This is a genomic window from Verrucomicrobiales bacterium, assembly GCA_016793885.1.
Taxonomy (GTDB): domain Bacteria; phylum Verrucomicrobiota; class Verrucomicrobiia; order Limisphaerales; family UBA11320; genus UBA11320.
Genome location: JAEUHE010000002.1, coordinates 68,478 through 86,301 on the forward strand (window position 1 = coordinate 68,478; position 17,824 = coordinate 86,301).

General features: G+C 57.4%; 12 protein-coding genes. 6 read left to right on the forward strand and 6 right to left on the reverse strand.

Annotated features, from left to right (window positions below):
• The first annotated feature begins 634 nt into the window (after positions 1 to 634).
• The 3 genes from JNN07_00450 (at position 635) to JNN07_00460 (ending at position 6,266) form a co-directional block, all read left to right on the forward strand.
• On the forward strand, positions 635 to 1,285 hold the full coding sequence (locus tag JNN07_00450) for a hypothetical protein (GenBank protein MBL9166191.1): 651 nt from the start codon (positions 635 to 637) through the stop codon (positions 1,283 to 1,285).
• A 978-nt stretch (positions 1,286 to 2,263) separates the two neighbouring features.
• Positions 2,264 to 3,127, forward strand: a complete 864-nt coding sequence (locus tag JNN07_00455) for a hypothetical protein (protein MBL9166192.1) — start codon at positions 2,264 to 2,266, stop codon at positions 3,125 to 3,127.
• A gap of 199 nt (positions 3,128 to 3,326) precedes the next feature.
• A complete protein-coding gene (locus tag JNN07_00460) occupies positions 3,327 to 6,266 on the forward strand; it encodes a leucine-rich repeat domain-containing protein (protein ID MBL9166193.1) in 2,940 nt (979 codons plus the stop codon).
• 504 nt (positions 6,267 to 6,770) lie between these two features.
• Here JNN07_00460 and JNN07_00465 read toward each other — a convergent pair.
• The 4 genes from JNN07_00465 to JNN07_00480 form a co-directional block, all read right to left on the reverse strand.
• The gene (locus tag JNN07_00465) at positions 6,771 to 8,276 is read right to left on the reverse strand and encodes an arylsulfatase (GenBank protein ID MBL9166194.1); all 1,506 of its coding nucleotides are present in this window, start codon (positions 8,274 to 8,276) and stop codon (positions 6,771 to 6,773) included.
• Positions 8,273 to 8,416 (reverse strand): hypothetical protein, encoded by a 144-nt coding sequence (locus JNN07_00470; GenBank protein ID MBL9166195.1) that lies wholly within the window; start codon positions 8,414 to 8,416, stop codon positions 8,273 to 8,275. Before JNN07_00470 ends, JNN07_00465 begins: the two co-directional genes overlap by 4 nt.
• Positions 8,417 to 8,536: 120 nt before the next feature.
• On the reverse strand, positions 8,537 to 8,896 hold the full coding sequence (locus tag JNN07_00475) for a hypothetical protein (GenBank protein ID MBL9166196.1): 360 nt from the start codon (positions 8,894 to 8,896) through the stop codon (positions 8,537 to 8,539).
• Positions 8,897 to 9,662: 766 nt separating this feature from the next.
• On the reverse strand, positions 9,663 to 10,571 hold the full coding sequence (locus JNN07_00480) for a LysR family transcriptional regulator (protein MBL9166197.1): 909 nt from the start codon (positions 10,569 to 10,571) through the stop codon (positions 9,663 to 9,665).
• A gap of 118 nt (positions 10,572 to 10,689) precedes the next feature.
• On the opposite strand from JNN07_00480, the gene JNN07_00485 reads away from it, so the two are divergent.
• A complete protein-coding gene (locus JNN07_00485; protein ID MBL9166198.1) occupies positions 10,690 to 11,487 on the forward strand; it encodes an SDR family oxidoreductase in 798 nt (265 codons plus the stop codon).
• Between the two features lie 39 nt (positions 11,488 to 11,526).
• Positions 11,527 to 11,868 carry a nuclear transport factor 2 family protein gene (locus JNN07_00490; protein MBL9166199.1) on the forward strand — a complete coding sequence of 114 codons (342 nt, stop codon included), beginning with the start codon at positions 11,527 to 11,529 and terminating at the stop codon, positions 11,866 to 11,868.
• A gap of 169 nt (positions 11,869 to 12,037) precedes the next feature.
• Here the strand turns inward: JNN07_00490 and JNN07_00495 are convergent, their stop codons facing one another.
• Together JNN07_00495 and JNN07_00500 are read right to left on the reverse strand one after the other, a co-directional pair.
• Positions 12,038 to 15,355, reverse strand: coding sequence for a serine/threonine-protein kinase (locus tag JNN07_00495; GenBank protein ID MBL9166200.1), 3,318 nt, complete (start codon positions 15,353 to 15,355; stop codon positions 12,038 to 12,040).
• A 49-nt stretch (positions 15,356 to 15,404) separates the two neighbouring features.
• Positions 15,405 to 16,145 carry a sigma-70 family RNA polymerase sigma factor gene (locus tag JNN07_00500; GenBank protein ID MBL9166201.1) on the reverse strand — a complete coding sequence of 247 codons (741 nt, stop codon included), beginning with the start codon at positions 16,143 to 16,145 and terminating at the stop codon, positions 15,405 to 15,407.
• A gap of 703 nt (positions 16,146 to 16,848) precedes the next feature.
• Between JNN07_00500 and JNN07_00505 the strand changes: the two genes are divergently transcribed.
• Positions 16,849 to 17,824 (forward strand): tyrosine-type recombinase/integrase (locus JNN07_00505; GenBank protein ID MBL9166202.1); only part of this gene is annotated, 976 nt, incomplete at its 3' end.

The following is a 17,824-nucleotide window of genomic DNA, read 5'->3' on the forward strand; positions in this document are numbered from 1 at the left end:
GAACTATAAACCTCCTCGAACCGCTTCGCGATCGACTCTATATTCGTCACCTGCACCCCGAAGCGTCTTGGGGTGCGGTAGCCCTCTCTCATCTCTACCTCCAAAATTGGGTACTAGACAAGTTGTTGGGAATCCTCACGTGGTCGCGTGAGGTCCTGATGCTGAAGCCGAGAACCCGTAGGGTTCAAAGAGATTAGCCGGGGCGTGGAGCGCAGCGACACCCCCGGTCTGTCGGCCCCAAAATAAACAGCACCCTGAAAGGCGTGCCACCAGACGGCCAATGGAATGACGAACTGATTAGGTTCCTTGAAGGGGTTGACGCAAGCCTAAGAAGCCGGTGGCATCGCTGGGCGATGCTCCTTACTTTTAACAGTTCCGGAGGTGCGAGCACCCCCGGCTAAATCTATTTGAACCCTGCGGGTTCGGGCCGTGCCGACAAAGTGAGAAACGCCGTCGTTACCCAGCTTGTCTAGCTCCCACTTTTGGAGGTAAAGAGGAGAGCCCTCTACCGCTTTGCAGCCCACTCGGAGGGGGATCCCGGCAGTCCTCACCCGGGAATAGTCACACCCCAGCCCTACCCCACCCGTTGTTTCCTCGAGCTTTTCCGGACGGTTACCGCTAGGCTCCAAGTTGCATGAAGCTCGACCATCCTGCTTTGGTAAGACTGCTGCAGAGAGCCTACTCCGGCGAGAAAGCCGCGGCATTCGCCTACATCGGGCATGCGCGTTCGTTGCGAGACCCGGCAGCTCAGGCAGCGGTGCGTCAGATCGAATTGGATGAATGGAAACACCGCGAGAATGTGCTCGAGCTGATGCGGCGCTACGAGGTGCCCGTCTCGCGCTGGCTCGAGGTGAGGCTCCACATCATCGGCAGGGTCATCTCCGCCAGCTGCCATGTCATCGGACGGTTCATGCCGTTCTTCTTCGCAGGAAAGCTAGAGAGCGGGAATGTGTGCGAATACTTCGTCATGATGCGCCACTTTAATTCGCTGGGCATCCATGATCATGATGACATGCTCTACGAGATGGGGATGAAAGAAAAGGAGCACGAGATTTACTTCCTGGATCAAATTCGAAAAAGCGGTCTTTTGCCACTGTTCGAACGGCTGTTCTCGTGGGGCGAAAGGAGGAGTGCGAACGATGTGGACCTAGATAAGAAGCTTCCTGTGAGTGAGTCCGGTCACTATTGCAGGACCTACAAGGCACGGAAGCACACCCAGGGAACTGCATTTAGCCGCAAGAAACAAAAGAAGACGAAAGAGGAGGACAACGGCACGAATCACTAAGTCCCAATCGGATTCGGTTTTTTCGTCGTCTTTCGCTTTTTGCGGCTAAGCGTCCCCTCCCCGGGCCTCGGTTGCGCTGGCCTGACCGCACACACCGCGCAGAACCGGACACCCAACTGCGGAGGGCGATGCCCCAATTCCCGAGATAGCTGCATTTAGCCGCAAGAAACAAAAGAAGACGAAAGAGGAGGACAACGGCACGAATCACTAAGTCCCAATCGGATTCGGTTTTTTCGTCGTCTTTCGCTTTTTGCGGCTAAACGTCCCCTCCCCGGTCCGCGGTTAGGTTGGCCCGTCGGCACCCCACCGCCCAGAACCGGACACCCAACTGCGGAGGGCCGATGCCCCAATTCCCGAGAGAGCTGCATTTAGCCGCAAGAAACGAAAGAAGACGAAAGAAGAGGACAACCGAACGAATTACCAAGTCCCAATCCCATTCGGTTCTTTCGTCGTCTTTCGCTTTTTGCGGCCAAAGGTCCCCTCCCCCGGTCCGCGGGTACGTGGGCTTGGCCGCGGACAACGCAGCACGTTTCCGCGGTCGGCGCTCCTTCTGCGACCTCATACCAGATGACGTAGTAGTCACCCGTCGCGCGCCGGCGAATGGCTTCTCTCAGTTCTCGATCCGAGAAGCGGGCGAAATGCTTGGCCTGCTCCTCGGCAGCGTCCTCCCAAAGCGCCCGATTCTCAATCGACGGACCTGGACCCAAGCCGAAGACGCGTTGGTCGGGACAGCTCCTGACATGGAAATCGCCACGCGGTTGCAGCGCACTGTGGAATCGGTCCGCCCACGTCGACTGCGCCCACTAGGAAAGCCTCGCGCCTTCAATCCCAAATGGCTGCCTTGGACTAAGGAGCAAGAAGCGATGCTAGGCAACGGCGAGACAACGGGTAGGACAAATGTAGCTGGCCCTCAGGCTACTTCTTCGGCACCCTGGTGCAGGTTGCAGGCGGTCCTTTTCGCCTACAGAAATGGTCACCATGAGCGAATATCAATATTACGAGTTTGCAGCCATTGACGGACCCATTTCAGACGCAGGTCTGCGCTATGCTCAAGGCTGTTCCAGTAGCGCTGAGGTCTCCCGTGTTCGCTGGCAGAACACTTATAACTACGGCGATTTTCGAGGAAGCGTGGACACGCTGCTCAAGCACTACGACGCCCATTTCTACATCGCCAACTGGGGCACGGTTCGTCTCGGTTTGGCATTTCCGAAAGGAGTGTTCTCACCAAAGGCACTCAAGCCATATCTCCAGAGAAGTGAAGAGTGCCAAGAAACCCTAAGGGTCAAAGAAACCACCGAACGATGCATTCTGTATTGGGAGCGGGATGAGGAAGGCGGAGGGGGGTGGGAGGAAGGTGAGGGTATCCTCGACGAACTTATCGGGGTGCGCGATGAATTGATGCGCGGCGACTACCGGGCTCTATTCTTGGGATGGCTCGCTGGTTTTGTGCCTGAAGAGTGGGTGGATTCCGGAAGAGTCAAAGTTTCTACTCCACCGATCCCGGACGGGTTGAACCAACTTAGCCCCGCGCAGAAAGAGCTGCTTGAGCACTTTCCGGTGGATCCCGACGCACTCGCGACAGCGGCTCAGCTGTCTCCTGGCACGTCGCAGAACTGTATACCCATCGCCAAAGCTCTGGAGCGTCTTTCCGATTCCGAAATGCGCGTATTGCTAGGCCGGGTGGCTGAGGGCGGCGGACCTGCCGTCAGGGTCGAGTTGCAGCGACTGACATTCCCAAAACGGAAGAGCTCCCCCAGCAGAGCGCTGCGGTGCGTCGATTTCGCCGCCAAAGTTATCGAGGCTCGATCCACCGGACAGCCGAAGGGACGCGGTTCTGGTTAGGAGGTAGCGCTGAGAGTCGCCCTGGCGGGATTCCGGTTGCGCGATCCCGCCGGAAAGGTTACTCATGTGAATGGCCTTCCACTCTATGTTCAGCCGATCGCGCGTACACGGCAAGGGTTCTCTGGTGGCCTTTTGGCATGAGTTGGCGTCTTCGGCAACCCTGCGATTACTTCTTCTGCTGCTCATAACGTCGCACCCGGTGCAAGCTCAGTCTGACTTGATTCCGGACTCACAACTGCGTCTGGCCATTCGTCAAACCCTAGGCAAAGCTTACGGTGAGATTACGATCCACGACTTGCAACGTCTCAAGCACCTGGACGCAAGCTATGCGGCGCGATTTGGAGGCCCGCTCCCGGTAATCAACGCGCCGATTCGGAGCCTTCAGGGACTTCAGCTCGCCACAAATCTTGAATCATTGAACCTTGAGGGAAGTCCGATTCCGGCTTCTGACCCCAACGCGTTCATGCTCAGCCTCCCGGCTTTGGAACTAACCGATTTTTCACCTCTCGCAACGCTCGGCCACTTGCTTGATCTTCGGCTGGGTCTGAACAGGCTTCACACGATTCAACTTCCTCCAGGCCTGACCAACCTCACCAGTCTCAGCGTGGAGTGGGTTGTACAACTCAAACTCCCCAAGGACCTGGATCGGCTACAGATTTTAAACGCTGCGGGTGCGGGACATCCGGGATTCCGTCTGGTGGAATGCTCATTTCTGGCAGACCTGCCCAACCTCAAACAGCTGAACTTGTCGGGAGCTCGGTTAGAGAATCTGGATTGTCTCGGCGGACTATCGAATCTCAACGTTCTGAATCTTGCGGACAACGGCCTCTTGGAGTTCTCATTCCCTGCGACCTTCGGCCGGCTTAAGGTGCTAGACCTTTCGTACAACTCGTTCGTGAACACGTCCTTCTTGGAGCACGCCCCTCCCCTGCACGAACTCCACTTGTCCGGAATCAGTTTGTCCCGGTTTGTGCTACCGACATCGCTCGCCGGGCTGGAATCACTTGATTTGTCGAACAATCGGTTAGTCGAGCTCTCGCTTCCGGCTGGAATGGAACGTCTTTCGCATCTCACTCTGTCTGGGAACCTGTTGAGCCAAGTCCAGCTTCCTCCGGATCTTGTGCGTCTGACTCATCTCGATCTTTCGTTTAACCCGCTCGATAATCCGCGGCTGCCCGCGGGACTGAGCAACGTGGTAAGTCTTGATCTGCGTGGCCGGTCGCTCACCACACTGAGCTTCCCGTCGGGATGGATCTCCCTCCAGGACCTACTCCTCGGAGCGGCCCCAACTTACTGCCACTATCCGCCCACTTGCGTGGAGGCTCCGCTCGAACTGCGTGTGTCCTTCGCTGAAGATATGCTCGGCCTGCAGCGACTCGATCTGTCCGGGAGAAATGTAGCAACTTTGGAACTTAAGGGGGCGCTCCCTCAGCTGTCGGTTTTGTCTCTCACGAACAATCCGCTGAAATCGCTCCAGCTGACTGGCTGGTTTCCGGACTTGCATCGGGTGGAGGTTAGGGGTGGTTTTTTCGGAGACGCTGAGCTCGCGGAATTAGTTCTATCACCCGGCGTGAGTAACCTAAGGGAACTCGTCCTGCCGGGGAATTCCCTGCGCCACACGGCGTTTCTCGCCAATCTTGACCGGCTGGAGGTTCTCAATTTGGATTACAACCAACTCTCAACATTTAGCTTCCCAACGCAGCTGGCCCATCTGACTCAAGTGTCACTGAGCGGCAATCGGTTGACGCGTCTGGACCTGCCTCCGGGGTTGAGCCGTCTGAGCTCACTCTCTGCATCCGTTAACCAACTCACCAACATCACCTTCCCAATCACCTGGCCACAGCTCCGGGTTCTAAACCTGAGCAACAACCAGCTGGACAAGGCTTCTTTTTTGGAAAAACTCCCAGGACTGACGACATTGGACCTTCTCGGCAACGCTCTGGGCCATTTGGGCTCTTCCGACCTAAGCGCGGCCCTTGAGCATCTCGATGTGAGCAACAATCCCTTCCAGGAGCTGGTCCTCCCCGGTGGTCTAGCTCAGCTGCGCGAGTTGAACATCAACAGCTGTCCATCACTGACGGCCGTGGTCTTGCCTACGGGGATGACCGAACTCAGAGATTTGATCATCCATGGCTGCCCGTCACTGAAGGTCGTGGCCTTGCCAACGGGGATGACCGAACTCAGAAATCTCTGGCTGAGCTACAACGCCAATCTTGAGGACCTTCAGCTACCTGAGGACTTGATCAACTTGAGAAGGCTTAATCTTTATTCCAACCATCTTCGGAACTTGGTCATCCCTAGCGGATTGGTGAACCTTGAGGAGTTAAACGCGCTGGGGAATAAGCTGGAGGGCTTGGTCTTGCCCCCCACGCTGGTCCGATTGAGCACATTGGGGCTGGCCAACAACGCCTTAGAAAACACCGACTTCCTGGTGATGCTAAACCACCTCAAGGTTTTGTCGCTTAACCTTAACAAGCTCAGCAGATTCATCCCGCAAGCGAACCTCGCGACGTTGGAGGTGCTGGAACTGGTTGGCAACCAATTGACGGAGTTGCGATTGCCTAACACGTTTTCACAACTGACCGCGCTTTCGGTATCAGGAAACAAGCTGACAGAACTCAGTTTGCCGGATGGGGCACGCAGCCTGACATATCTGTCGGCCGCCCAAAACCAAATCTCCTCTCTCACCATCCCCAGAGGGATGAAAAAACTTGTCCATGTCGACGTTTCTGACAACGTTCTGAGCCGATTTCATTTGCCACCCGACGCCGGTGTCCAAGAGAGCGAGTTGTATGTGTCCGGAAATCCTCCACTCAAAGAGGTCACCCTTGCCGCGGATGTAAAAGTAACGCCCTCGATATTGGTGCTTCGCCAACAAGGTGTGCAGGTCAACATCGAACCCGTGTTAAGGAATATTGAACTCCATGTCACGCCCCCGGGTGCCTTCCCGGTCTGGATGAGCCTCGAAATGTTTTTTTCCGAAGGAACGTATACGATTGAACGTTCACTCGATTTGCAGCAATGGTTCCAAGTCCGCTCACTTTACAATCCATCAACGCCACTGCGACGCGAGCCCTTCTACGATCTCGAGCTGGAAGGATTGCAACGTTACTTCTTGCGAATTCGGCGCATCGAGTAGCAGCGGGTGTGAGCGGACTGCCGGCAAGCATTGCGGTTAAACCTCAACAAATGCGCGTAACAGAGTAGGCTAAGGCCAATTCCGTATCACTTTCGGGCCTCAGAGGGCCGTGGGGGCGTGTGAATCTGTCTTCTCAGAAACGAGGACAAGAAACGAAAGAAGACGAAAGAAGCCGACAACCGAATGAATCACTAAGTCCCTATCCCATTCGGTTTTTTCGTCGTCTTTCGTTTCTTGCGGCTAAACGTCCCCTCCTTTGATCTGCGGCTACGTTGGCCCGGCGGCACCCCACCGCACAGGACCGGACACCCAGCTGCGGAGGCTGAATGACCCAATTACCGAGGCTGCTTTTAGCCGCAAAAAACAAAAGAAGACGAAAGAGGAGGACAACGGCTCGAATCACTAAGTCCCAATCTCATTCGGTTTTTTCGTCGTCTTTCGCTTTTTGCGGCTAAACGTCCCCTCCCCAGGATCGCGGCGAGCCGTTTCCAGTTTGAAAACAAGTTACTTCCCCATATCGCGAGCCTGGCCATGGGTGCGCAGATGCGTAAGGATGGCCTTCAACTCGGCGACTTTCTCGGGCCTCTCGCCGTAGAGGTTTTTCTTCTGTGCAAGGTCATTCCGTAGGTTGTACAGCTCGCCAGGGTGCGGATTCTTGGCGTAGCCATTTACCTCGTCAAACCACGCCGGCACTGCGGACACGCCGCCGCTCTTCGCGTCGATCAACACCCAGTCGCCGTGCCTGATAGCGTAGCCATCGGGGTTGGTGTTGTGAACATGCGCATCGCGGGCGCTCGGTCCCTTCCCCGTGAGCAGCGGTAACTGGTTGAAGCTGTCCTCCGCATTGCCCGGCGGCACGGCGTGCCCCACGAGTGTAGCGAGAGTCGCAAACAAATCTATCTGACTCAACAACCCGTCGTTGACGCCGCCAGCGGGGACGACACCCGGCCAGCGCACAATGAACGGCACACGATGCCCCCCCTCCCAAATGTCACGCTTCAGCCCGCGCAAGGGCCCCATGCTGCGATGGTCGTACTTCTTCACCCGGTCATAGGCGTAGCTTTCCGGGCCGTTGTCAGCCGTAAAGACGACGAGCGTGTCGCTTGCGAAGCCACCGTCCCTCAATGCCTTGAGCACGCGCCCCACAGTGTCGTCGGTCTGCACCATGAAATCGCCGTAGCCGTTCGCCTTGGATTTTCCCACAAACTCCTTTGTCGGCACGATGGGCGCGTGTGGCGAGGTGAAGGGGAAGTAGAGGAAGAACGGCGTCTCGGGCTTCTGCTTGCCAATCCACTCGACGGCCTTCTCAGTGAGTTTCGGCATTACCGCCCAGAAATCCCAGTCCTTCACCGACGGCCCCGGACGCGCTTCCCAATTGCCCTCCGCCGTCGCCGCGGTGGTGGTGAGCGGCACGGTCGGGACCGTGATGACGCGGTCGTTCTCAAACCACGCGTAGGGCGGAAAGTTCGGCACGTCGTCACCAAAGTAATAGTCGAACCCGTGCGCGAGCGGGCCCCCGGGAATCGCCTTGGACCAATCGAAGGCCGCTGGCATGAACACAGTTCTCTTCGCGTCGCCTTGGTTCGTCGCACCGGGTTGCTTGATGGCGTTCCAGTCCCAGCCGAGATGCCATTTCCCGATGCAGGCGGTGCGATAGCCCTTGGCACGGAGCACCTCTGCGATGGTCAACCGCGCATCGTCCAGAACGGGCTGGTCGAACGAGTTCACGATGCCGTGAAATTTCCGCCAGTGATAACGCCCGTGCAGCAGCGCGTAACGGCTTGGCGTGCAGACGCCTGAGGAGCTGTGCGCGTCGGTGAAGCGCATACCCTCGTGAGCGAGCTGGTCGAGGTTTGGGGTGGGAATTTTCGACGCGGGATTCTGGACGGCAAGGTCGCCCCAGCCCATGTCATCCGCGTAAAGAATCACGATATTCGGCCGCTTTGCGTCGGCGCCAGCAGCGGCGAGCGCGACCCCCAGGGCCACCAGTATGCAGAGTAGTTTCATCATGGTTGGTCATCCAGTGGGGAATCCACGATCACAGCCCCAGCGCCGTCCGCGATCAAGAGTCCACCGCCCACACGACTCGCATCGTTGCGCGTCACGAGATGCGTGCCTAGCGAAAGAATCAAGCGGACCGGATGGCTCATGGCCGGAGCAGGCTATCTGCGACTTGGGACAAAAGCGAGCGCAAGGAAAAGACGAAACGTTATGGGGAGTGACCGACTGGACCTCCCGTTCAAAGGCCGTCGGGAGAGGACGGGGCAGCATCACAGCTGTGGCCCGAACTTCGATGCAACCATGGCGCGGAGTCTGGCCAGATTTCCGGGAACAACCGGCCAGTCAGCCGATAGCTCCACCTCCTCAAACTCCTTACAGCCCAGGAGGGCGAGCAGCGCTGCCGCGCAATGATAACGATCGAGGTACGAACGGTCGCTCAACAACACTTCGTAGAGCAGCCAGCACGTTTCCGCGGTCGGCGTTCTTTTTGCGACCTCATACCAGATGACATAGTAGTCACCCGTCGCGCGCCGGCGAATGAATTCCCTCAGTTCGCGATCCAAGAAACGGGCGAAACGCCTGGCCTGATCCTCAGCAGCGTCCTCGTACTGCTTGCGCCAGTCGCTCATTGGACCTCCGCGCGCAATAGGGCCATAACTTCATCAGCGGCGTGTGTCGGGTGTGCGACCTTGGGGCGGTCTTCCGGAGAAAGTGTGGCGAGGCTGACGCAGATGTTAGCGATGAGTTGCTGCAAGTTGAAGGGATTCATTCGTTTTCACCGGTTCGAATCTATCGATAGCGCGACTTTATTGTCCCGAACGAGAGTCATCGTAACGGAAACCGTTGAGTTGGGTATACGCCCTTGGTCGTAGGCCGATTTTTCGATAGGGCCCACCTCAATGCTCTCTGACCATTCCCGCTCGCGTCTCGCGAGTCCAGACTTGAGCCGCTCCTCGAGGTAGCGGTCGCCGAGCCAGAAGCCTTTAGCCGCAAGAAACCAAACAAGCCCAAAGAAGCCGGCATGGGAACTGATCCCTGAGTCCGAATCCAAATCAGTTTTTTCGTCGTCTTTCGTTTTTTGCGGTTAAACGTCCCCTCCCCTGATCCGCGGTCAGGTTGAACCGACAGCTCACACCGCCCAGAACCGGACACCGAACTGCGGAGGCTGAATGACCCAATTACCGAGCCGGCTGGTTTTAGCCGCAAAAAACAAAGGAAGACGAAAGAGGACGACAACGGCTCGAAACACTAAGTCCCAATCCGAATCCGTTTTTTCGCCGTCTTTCGTTTTTTGCGGCTAAACGTCCCCTCCCCCGTAAAGCTGCTCCAGAACGAGACCAATGCAGTTCGGCCGACGGAAGATGGTGTGGGTGGTGCATAATGCCGTGAATGGGTTCACGCTTTAGACGCTGCGACCTCCATCAACCCTCGCACATCCGCCACAAATGACGCCAGCAGCGCGGAAGCATTGTCTTTTCGCCACACAAGTGCAAACGGAAGCCGCACGTTCAAGTCCTCTACGGATAGCAACACCACGCTTTCGGGACATCGCCAGCGTGTGGCACTGCTCACGAACGCCACACCCAGGCCACACGAGACAAGACTCAGAATGGTGGCCTCATTTACTCCTTCCTGAACCACGCGTGGAGATTTTAGGCCACCACGAAAGCACGCATGCATCAGTCGGTCGTAAAAGCGGGGGCTCTCCCGTCTGGGAAACCAGATAAAGGAGGCATCGCTCAGCTCTCGCAAGCGTGCGGCCTTTACCCTTGCCAGCGGGTGACTCTTCGGCACCGCCAGCATCAGGTTGACCATAGCAATTTCGAGCTGCACCAATTCCCGATCCATGTCGGCGATGGTGAAAACGAAACCGGCGTCCAGCTGACCAGATTGGATCGCGGCGATCTGCTCCGACGAACTCTGCGGCCTGATCTGCAGCTCGGCGTCCGGTTGTCGCTCACGGCATCGACGAAATGAGTCGGGAACAACTCCATGCCACGACATGCTCTCAATGATTCCCACACGCAATGTTCCCAATTGACCAGACGCTACACGCTGGGCGCGTCCCACTGCTTCCTCCACTTGCCGGAGAATACGGCGTGCATCCTCGAGAAACAACTTGCCCGCGGCGCTGAGTTTAACTCCGCGCGACAGACGCTCGAACAGTTTGAAGCCAATCTCCGCTTCCAAATCTTGAATCTGCCGGGAGAGCGCAGGCTGAGCCAAGCGGAGCCGGCGCGCACCGCGCCCAAAATGCTGTTCCTCGCCAACCGCCACGAAGTAGCGCAAATGTCGTAGTTCCATTTTGATACTCTGACGGCATTGGTTCGATAGTAAAGATGTCTTAGACGCATCGTTCTCCTTTCGGCAAAGTGGTGGTGTGAAACGAACAACGAAACGAACATAGGATGAAACAAAGATTATGAAGACATCCACCCTCGCTTGGAATGCGAACGAGTTTTCCGGCAAACGAATCTTGGTAACCGGCGGCACAAAGGGAATTGGAGAGGCGATTGTGCATCGCCTGCAAACCGGCGGCGGCGCAGTGCTCTCCACCGCGCGCAACCTTCCTGCGGGGGACAACTCCGCGCACTTCATCCGGGCCGACCTCAGCACCCGGGCAGGCGCAGACCACGTCATCAAGACCGTCCTCGACCGCTTCGGCAGTCTCGATATTTTGATTAATGCAGTCGGCGGCAGTGCCGCCACCGGAGGCGGGGCGCTCGCCTTGACCGACGAAATCTGGCAACAGGAGCTTGAGTTGAACTTGCTTTCAGCCGTGCGGCTGGACCGTGGATTCCTTCCAGGGATGTTGGGGCAAGGTTCGGGCGTCATCATCCATGTCTCGTCGATTCAACGAACGCTGCCGCTGCACGAATCGACTCTGGCCTACGCTGCGGCCAAGGCGGCTCTCACCAATTATAGCAAGGGACTCTCGAAGGATGTCAGCCCTCGCGGCATCCGCGTGAACAGCGTTGCCCCCGGATTCACTGAAACAGAAGCGGCGGCAAGACTGATCGAGCGGCTTGCCACCCAGGCCGGGACGGAGGCGGCTATCGCAAGGCAGAACCTGATGAGTTCGCTCGGTGGGATCCCGCTAGGTCGTCCCAATCGGCCTGAGGAAGTAGCGGAATTGGTCGCGTTCCTCGCTTCCGATCGAGCGTCTTCGATCACCGGAAGCGAATACGTCATCGATGGCGGAAACATTCCCACGGTTTGAGAAAGCAAAAACACCAGACCCATGAGCAAGGAAACGAACATGAAACCAAGAGCAAAAGAACTCAACCTGCCGGAAGCCATCGCCCTCTACTTCAGCGCAGACAAGGGTGATGCTGAGGCCCTTTCACAACGCTTCACGGAAACCGCCGTCGTAAAGGACGAGGGACTCACCTACAAAGGCCGTGCCGCTATCAAACAGTGGAAAACAGATGCCTCGGCAAAGTATGAATACACCTGTGAACCCTTGGCTTGCGAAGAAAAGGACGGACAGACCGTCGTAACCTGCCATCTGGTCGGAAATTTTCCCGGCAGTCCCGTTGATCTTCGATTCTTCTTCGAGCTTGCGGGCGAAAAGATTGAGTCGTTGGAAATCATGCCGTAAGACTTGGCAACAAAGAGGGGTCGAACCACAACAAGTTATTCTACCGGAATAGGATAGGACTATTCTTTAACCAATTTCGGACCTTAGAAGGTCTTTTTCGGATGAGAATTCGGCTTCTAAGAGACGGGGTTGAACTCCCGATCGATCCTAGAATTGAGGGTGACGGCAATCACCACTCCCAGCGAGGCAGTAGGACATCCTTCCACTCCACGGTGCGAACCGGGCGTGTGCCGATCAGAAACTTGGAAATGTCGGCCAGAGGAGAGTCGAACGTGAAATGTGCAACCCGCACGCCTGCGCCATCAGCGTTGCCACTGACACCTCCTCCTGACGAAACCAATTCGCGTCCGTCCTTGGTGATGGCCAGCGCGCCAAACCGTCTTCCATGCAACTTGCTTGCATCGATGGCAATCGCTAAAAACGCTTTACCGTCAAGGTTCTGTCCGATGCCGTTGAGTTGTGCGCCGCCTTCAAGCGACATCGAAGCCGCGGTTTTGGGCGCGACGATGAGTTCCTGAATTCTCTCCAGCGAACCAAGGGTATAGAGCAACCGCACAGTCACGCGAGCCGCAGTATTCGTTCCGTCGCCCGGACAAAGGGTGTAACGGAGCCAGCCGAGATTGCCCGTGTCATGCCGCGCCGCTTCTGCCGAACTGCCCATTGAACCGTGAGCACCGGGCGGAATGAGGTCGCCGATGTCGCCCAGCAGAGTGACTTCACCGTGGCCGGTCGAGTCAAAGAGGGGATGCGAGAACCAGAGGTATAAAAACGGCGGCGCTGGCTCTGAATGCCAGCCATAACCCACCGGGTGGACTTCACGCAGCCACTGCAACTCGGCCGTGTTCGTCACTACTGATCCGTCCGGGCGACGCGCCGCGCCGGCCTGCTTGGTTTTCCATTCGTCCTGCCAGGCGAGGAATTGCAGCCGGGGCGCCTCCTCTAGGAACGCAGGGTTACTCATCGCTCTTGCCTTGCGGATGACGCCGCTCGTCTTGCTGGAAGGATCGGGAGGGCGAATTCGCCTACCTTCGAGCTTCACGATGCTCTCATCAGCAGAAACCTTGAAGTAGAGACCGCCCTTTTCTCTCAACTCGAAATCGCCGCGCAGGCGGGCGGTGTGTGGTTGGCCGATAATTTCGTAGGAGCCGAGAAAGCGGTTGGCGATGGCCAGCGGATTCGTACCCCGATAGATATGCACCCGGATGCCTTCTCCCGGTTTTCGTCGGCCAACCCCATCGAGATAATTTTCTCCGCCACCCCTCGGAAACGGCTTGGCCAGATACATCACTGGGTTGAACTGCCCGTCGTCGTCAGCCCAGCCCACCGCCTCGGCGACCAGCGGATACCCTGGGGCACGGCTCAACCCCGAGCGAGCGTCTGCCAGTGGCAGTTGCTCCTCCAGCAACCAACTGAGCGGTTCGTTGGGCTTGTTCGCGGCTTGTAACGACTCTTGCGAGTCTGAGGGGTTAGTTGAGCCTGGTTGTTGCAGGACGTAGCGAATGCTCACGCCTGCGTCGTTGTCGGCGAATCCAATGATCTGCAACAGACCCAAGCCGCCCTGGCGAGTTTGGAAACCATAAGTGTAAGGCAAATTGTCTTGGAATTTGATTCGCCGATTGGCTCCGCTGGAGGACAGGGATTCAGCCAATCGCGCAGGGTTATAGTCGTCCCACTCTCCACGCGCCAAGGTTCGGATATTCTGCACGATGCCATAGAACACATCTCGTCCGAGGTACACAAAATCCACACCGGTCCGCTCCATCCAGGAAAATACCGCACCTTCGGTTTCCGCAGTGATCCTCTGCTCGACGCCAAAATTTGGCAAAGGCTCCACCTGTCCAGAACGCAGAGTGATCGCTGAGTGATTCGTCAGGACTTTCTCGATCACCGGGCCGAACAAATTGGTACCCCCTGCTTGGGCCGAGTATGTCGCACGAAGAAGCGCGGGGTGGATCGACGCAAGTGGAGCGGCAGATGGTTGGGTCAGGGATCCCATCGGTGCCAGGTAAGCAATGAGGAGGACACCCACCAACACCGCCCATTCGACCCACGGACGCTCGACCCCGTCCCGTTGAAACAGAGCTTTCACACCTGGTCGCGTCAGAACCCGCCACACCCATACGAACAGCGCAACGGCCAGCATCCCAGCAAGCAGGACAGTGATATAGCGTGCCCCCCCGATCAGTTCCGAACCCATGAACTTGACCCTCACGTAGGGCTTAACGGCCAACCCGCCGAATATGGCGATCCCCGCGACAACTGCGCCGAGCACTGGTGGAATCCAAATGGTCACCAGCGCGGCCCGGCGCCACCAGGGACGCAAACGCAGCAGCCCGATGCCAACCGGCAGCGCGAGGACCGCAGAGTTGATGTTCGCAATGTCCTTGCGAAAGTCTCTTCCCATATCCCAGGCCGCCAAACAGCCGGACACGATGAACAGCGCCGCCACGGCGAGGAGCGACCACGGACGGCGCGGTGTCGAGGGTGCGGAAACCCGACTCTTGCTTTCAGTGCGGCTGTCGGGCGTTCCAGCGATCATCTCCACACGGGTTTTCACCTCGCTGGCCTGTTGGTAGCGGCGTTCAGGTTGCTGTTCCAACGCACGCAGAACAATTTCGTCCAACCGCACATCGATCCGAACTTTTGTTGACGGCGGCGCGATGTTCTTGCCGGGCAGTTCGCCAGTGAGCAACTCGTAGAAGACAACGCCGAGTGAATAGATGTCGGCTCGGCTGTCCACGCGCACCGGGTCGGCCTTCTGTTCAGGTGCGCTATAGCCAGGCGTGCCCACGGCGCTTTGCGTGGCACTTTCGGGTATGACGGCTTCGCCGGGCGTTCCGCCGACGTTGACCGTGCCGAGCATCTTGGCGATGCCGAAATCGGCGACTTTCACCCGGCCGTCTTTGTCGAGGAGCAGGTTCTCCGGCTTGATGTCGCGATGGACGATGCCCCGGTCGTGAGCAAACTGGAGAGCGTCGCACAGCGGCGGCACGATGGACAGCGCCTCCTCAGGTGTGAACTTCCGCGTACGCAAAAGCTGGCGAAGATTCACGCCATCCACGAATTCCATCAGGAGGAAATAAAATCCACCCGCCTGTCCGAAGTCATGGATGGTGACGATGTTCGGGTGGTTCAATGCAGCGAGCGCCTGCGCCTCGCGAGCGAACCGATCAGCGAACTTCGCGTCGCGCACCCGCTCTGGTGCGAGAAGCTTCAGCGCGACGAGGCGGTTGAGTGATTTCTGCCGCGCTTTATAAACCACGCCCATGCCACCGCGTCCGAGACACTCGAGAATTTCAAGCTGCGGAAAATGGGGGGCAATCTGTTCAGCAGGCAACGGTGGTTGCGCGGCAGGCGTGTCGTCGGTGAAAACGGTTTCCGTCTTCAAATTCAGCGCCATAAGGCAATGGGGGCAAAGCCCGGCGGGCGCGTTGTCCGGCAGGACCGCTCCGCATTGAGGACATCTCGACGATGATTCGTTGCTCATGCCCGTTACTTACCGGTTGGCAGAAGGTTGTTACCTGGTGGTTGCATTCTCAGGGGCGGGCCAGCGCAGCGGCCAAATGCCGTAGTTCGCCATCCACATCCGCGCCGTCCTCCAGCGTCTGCGAGATTTCCTGACGATAGATAGCTCGGAAGCGCTTGCGCAAGCGATGAGCCGCCACACGCGCCGCACCTTCGTTCACACCCAACCGCGCAGCGATCGCCGCATAGTCAATCTTCCTGTGCTCCGCCAGGAGGCAGTCCTTGAGCGCGTCAAAATCGTCGGGCTTTCCCGCCGCCGCGAACTCCGTGCGTAATCGCCCTACGGTCAGGTTGAGCAACGTCAAAGCCCACTGACGGTCGAACGTATCCTCCGGCGCGAGCGAACTGCGATCCGCTGCATAGAGGGTCTCGGCAAAGGCCGTATCGAACGGCGCCTGGGCCTGTCCACCGCCGCGTCGTTGCGCGGACGCCCGCCGCCATTCCTTGGCCATGAAGTTCTTCAGCATCACGACCAGGAACGTCCGCAATTTGCCCTTGCCGGGATCAGCGGAATCAAGCCAGCGCTTTTCAAGGAGGCAGCGGAAAAATTCCTGCGTGAGATCCTGCGCGTCATGCGCCGACTGCCCGCAGCGCCGCACATAGGCGTAGAGCGGGTACCAGTAGGCGCGGCAGATGGCTTCCAGAGCGGCCGTCGATTCTGCCGCGTCCTTCCGCGTCGCCGTCAGTACCACCGACCACCGCGTTGGGGGAAACACTCGCGGCGCTTCGCTGGATGTGGTCCGGTTGCTCATCATGGCATCCTATCCAGAGGAGTTACCGGAAACGAGCAGGTTGTTACCGGGCACATTCTACAAACTGTAGCAGACGACAGGGAAGCGAGTGCAAACCACCGTAACCAAGGCGCGTTCGCGTCGGTGACGGAGTCCGCCCTGGTTTCGACGCGGCCACTTTCGTCCTGCTTCTCGCGCGCTTCTTCACAACTACGCAACTACGTTCGGGGGACAGACCGCAACAACCGATTACACCAGAGCAGGATAGAGCTGCTTTGTCCATGCAAAGTCACTACCAATGTTCCCCTGAACGACCGCACGCTCAGCCCGAAGGCTTCGTCAGGCTGTAAAAGCTGAGAGCTCCAGCAACGATCGCACGTCCGCCACGAAAGCACTTGTGCATTAGTCGGTCGTAAAAAAGAGGACTCTCCCGCCTCGGAAACCAGATGAATGAAGCAGTGGGTCCGATAGTGAAGATGTCTTAGACTGCCCGGTGCGCCGTCTTTGCCGTCCGTTGCCACCGCACGGTGGGTGTGGCGCCGAAGCCGCGCCGTAAGGCCGTGCTACAGGCGGGCAAATTTCGCTCGGGCGGAATTTGGAGCGGGTGAAGGGAATCGAACCCTCGTTACAGGATAAGACATTCTATGGTGGTTTAGAATGGCTTAAATCGTTTGATTTTAGCAGGCTGGTGTAGCACGTTTGCTACACCTGCTACACTCGCATTATGGCTTCGCTCTACCGAAAGAAAAAGTCGCCGTTCTGGTGGGTTGCGTTCTATGACGCGAAGGGAAAGCGTCAGAATGAATCCACTGGTCTCCGTGCTGATAGTCCAGGAGATACTGCCAAGGCTCGTGTGCTTCGCGCTGAACTGGAAGCAAAGGAGCTTCGTCGCGAAGCGGCCGCCGTCGGCGAAAGTTGGGACACATGGGTTCCCAAATTCCTGGATCGACACTGTGAGACCGAGAAGACGCTGGAGCGATACCATGATGCCTGGAAGTGGGTCGCGATGTGGCTTCAGTACCGGCACATTCACACTCCAAAACAAATCACCTACAAGACTGCGCTCGAATACGTTGACTGGCGGATCAATTTTAAGAAGAAGTCCGGCAAGAAAGCAGGGCGCAACACGGCCATTCTTGAGATCAAGACCTTCTCCCTCATTCTGAGCGAGGCCGTTCGTCTCGGTCACGCCGACTCCAATCCACTCGTTCATTTGAAAATCAGGAAAGACAAGGCAAAGAAGAAACCGGAAATGACGGATGATGAAATTGTCGTAATTCGGCGAGCCTTGAAATCAGAGCCGGAATGGATGCAGGTCGCTTTCGAGATTGGTCTCAACACGGGCTGCCGTCTTCGGGAATCCGCTATTCCGACATCTTGTATTGATTTCGCGGAGGAAAAAATCACGTTTCCAAATCCGAAGGGCGGCGAAGATCGTGCGTTTTCCATTCCCATGCCCGACGCGCTCAAATCTCTCTTTGAGCGTCTGAAAGCCGAGCGACGCACCGTGACACTTCAGTTTCCTTTTCAACCTTCTCGCCGGTGGACTCAATTCTTCGCCAAAATCAAGAAACCCCATCTGTGCTTTCATTGCCTTCGCGTCACCTACGTCAATCGGCTGCGGCGAGCAGGCGTGCCGCGCGAGGCGGCCATGCGTCTGGTGAACCATGCTTCCGAGTTGATTCATCAGATTTACCAGC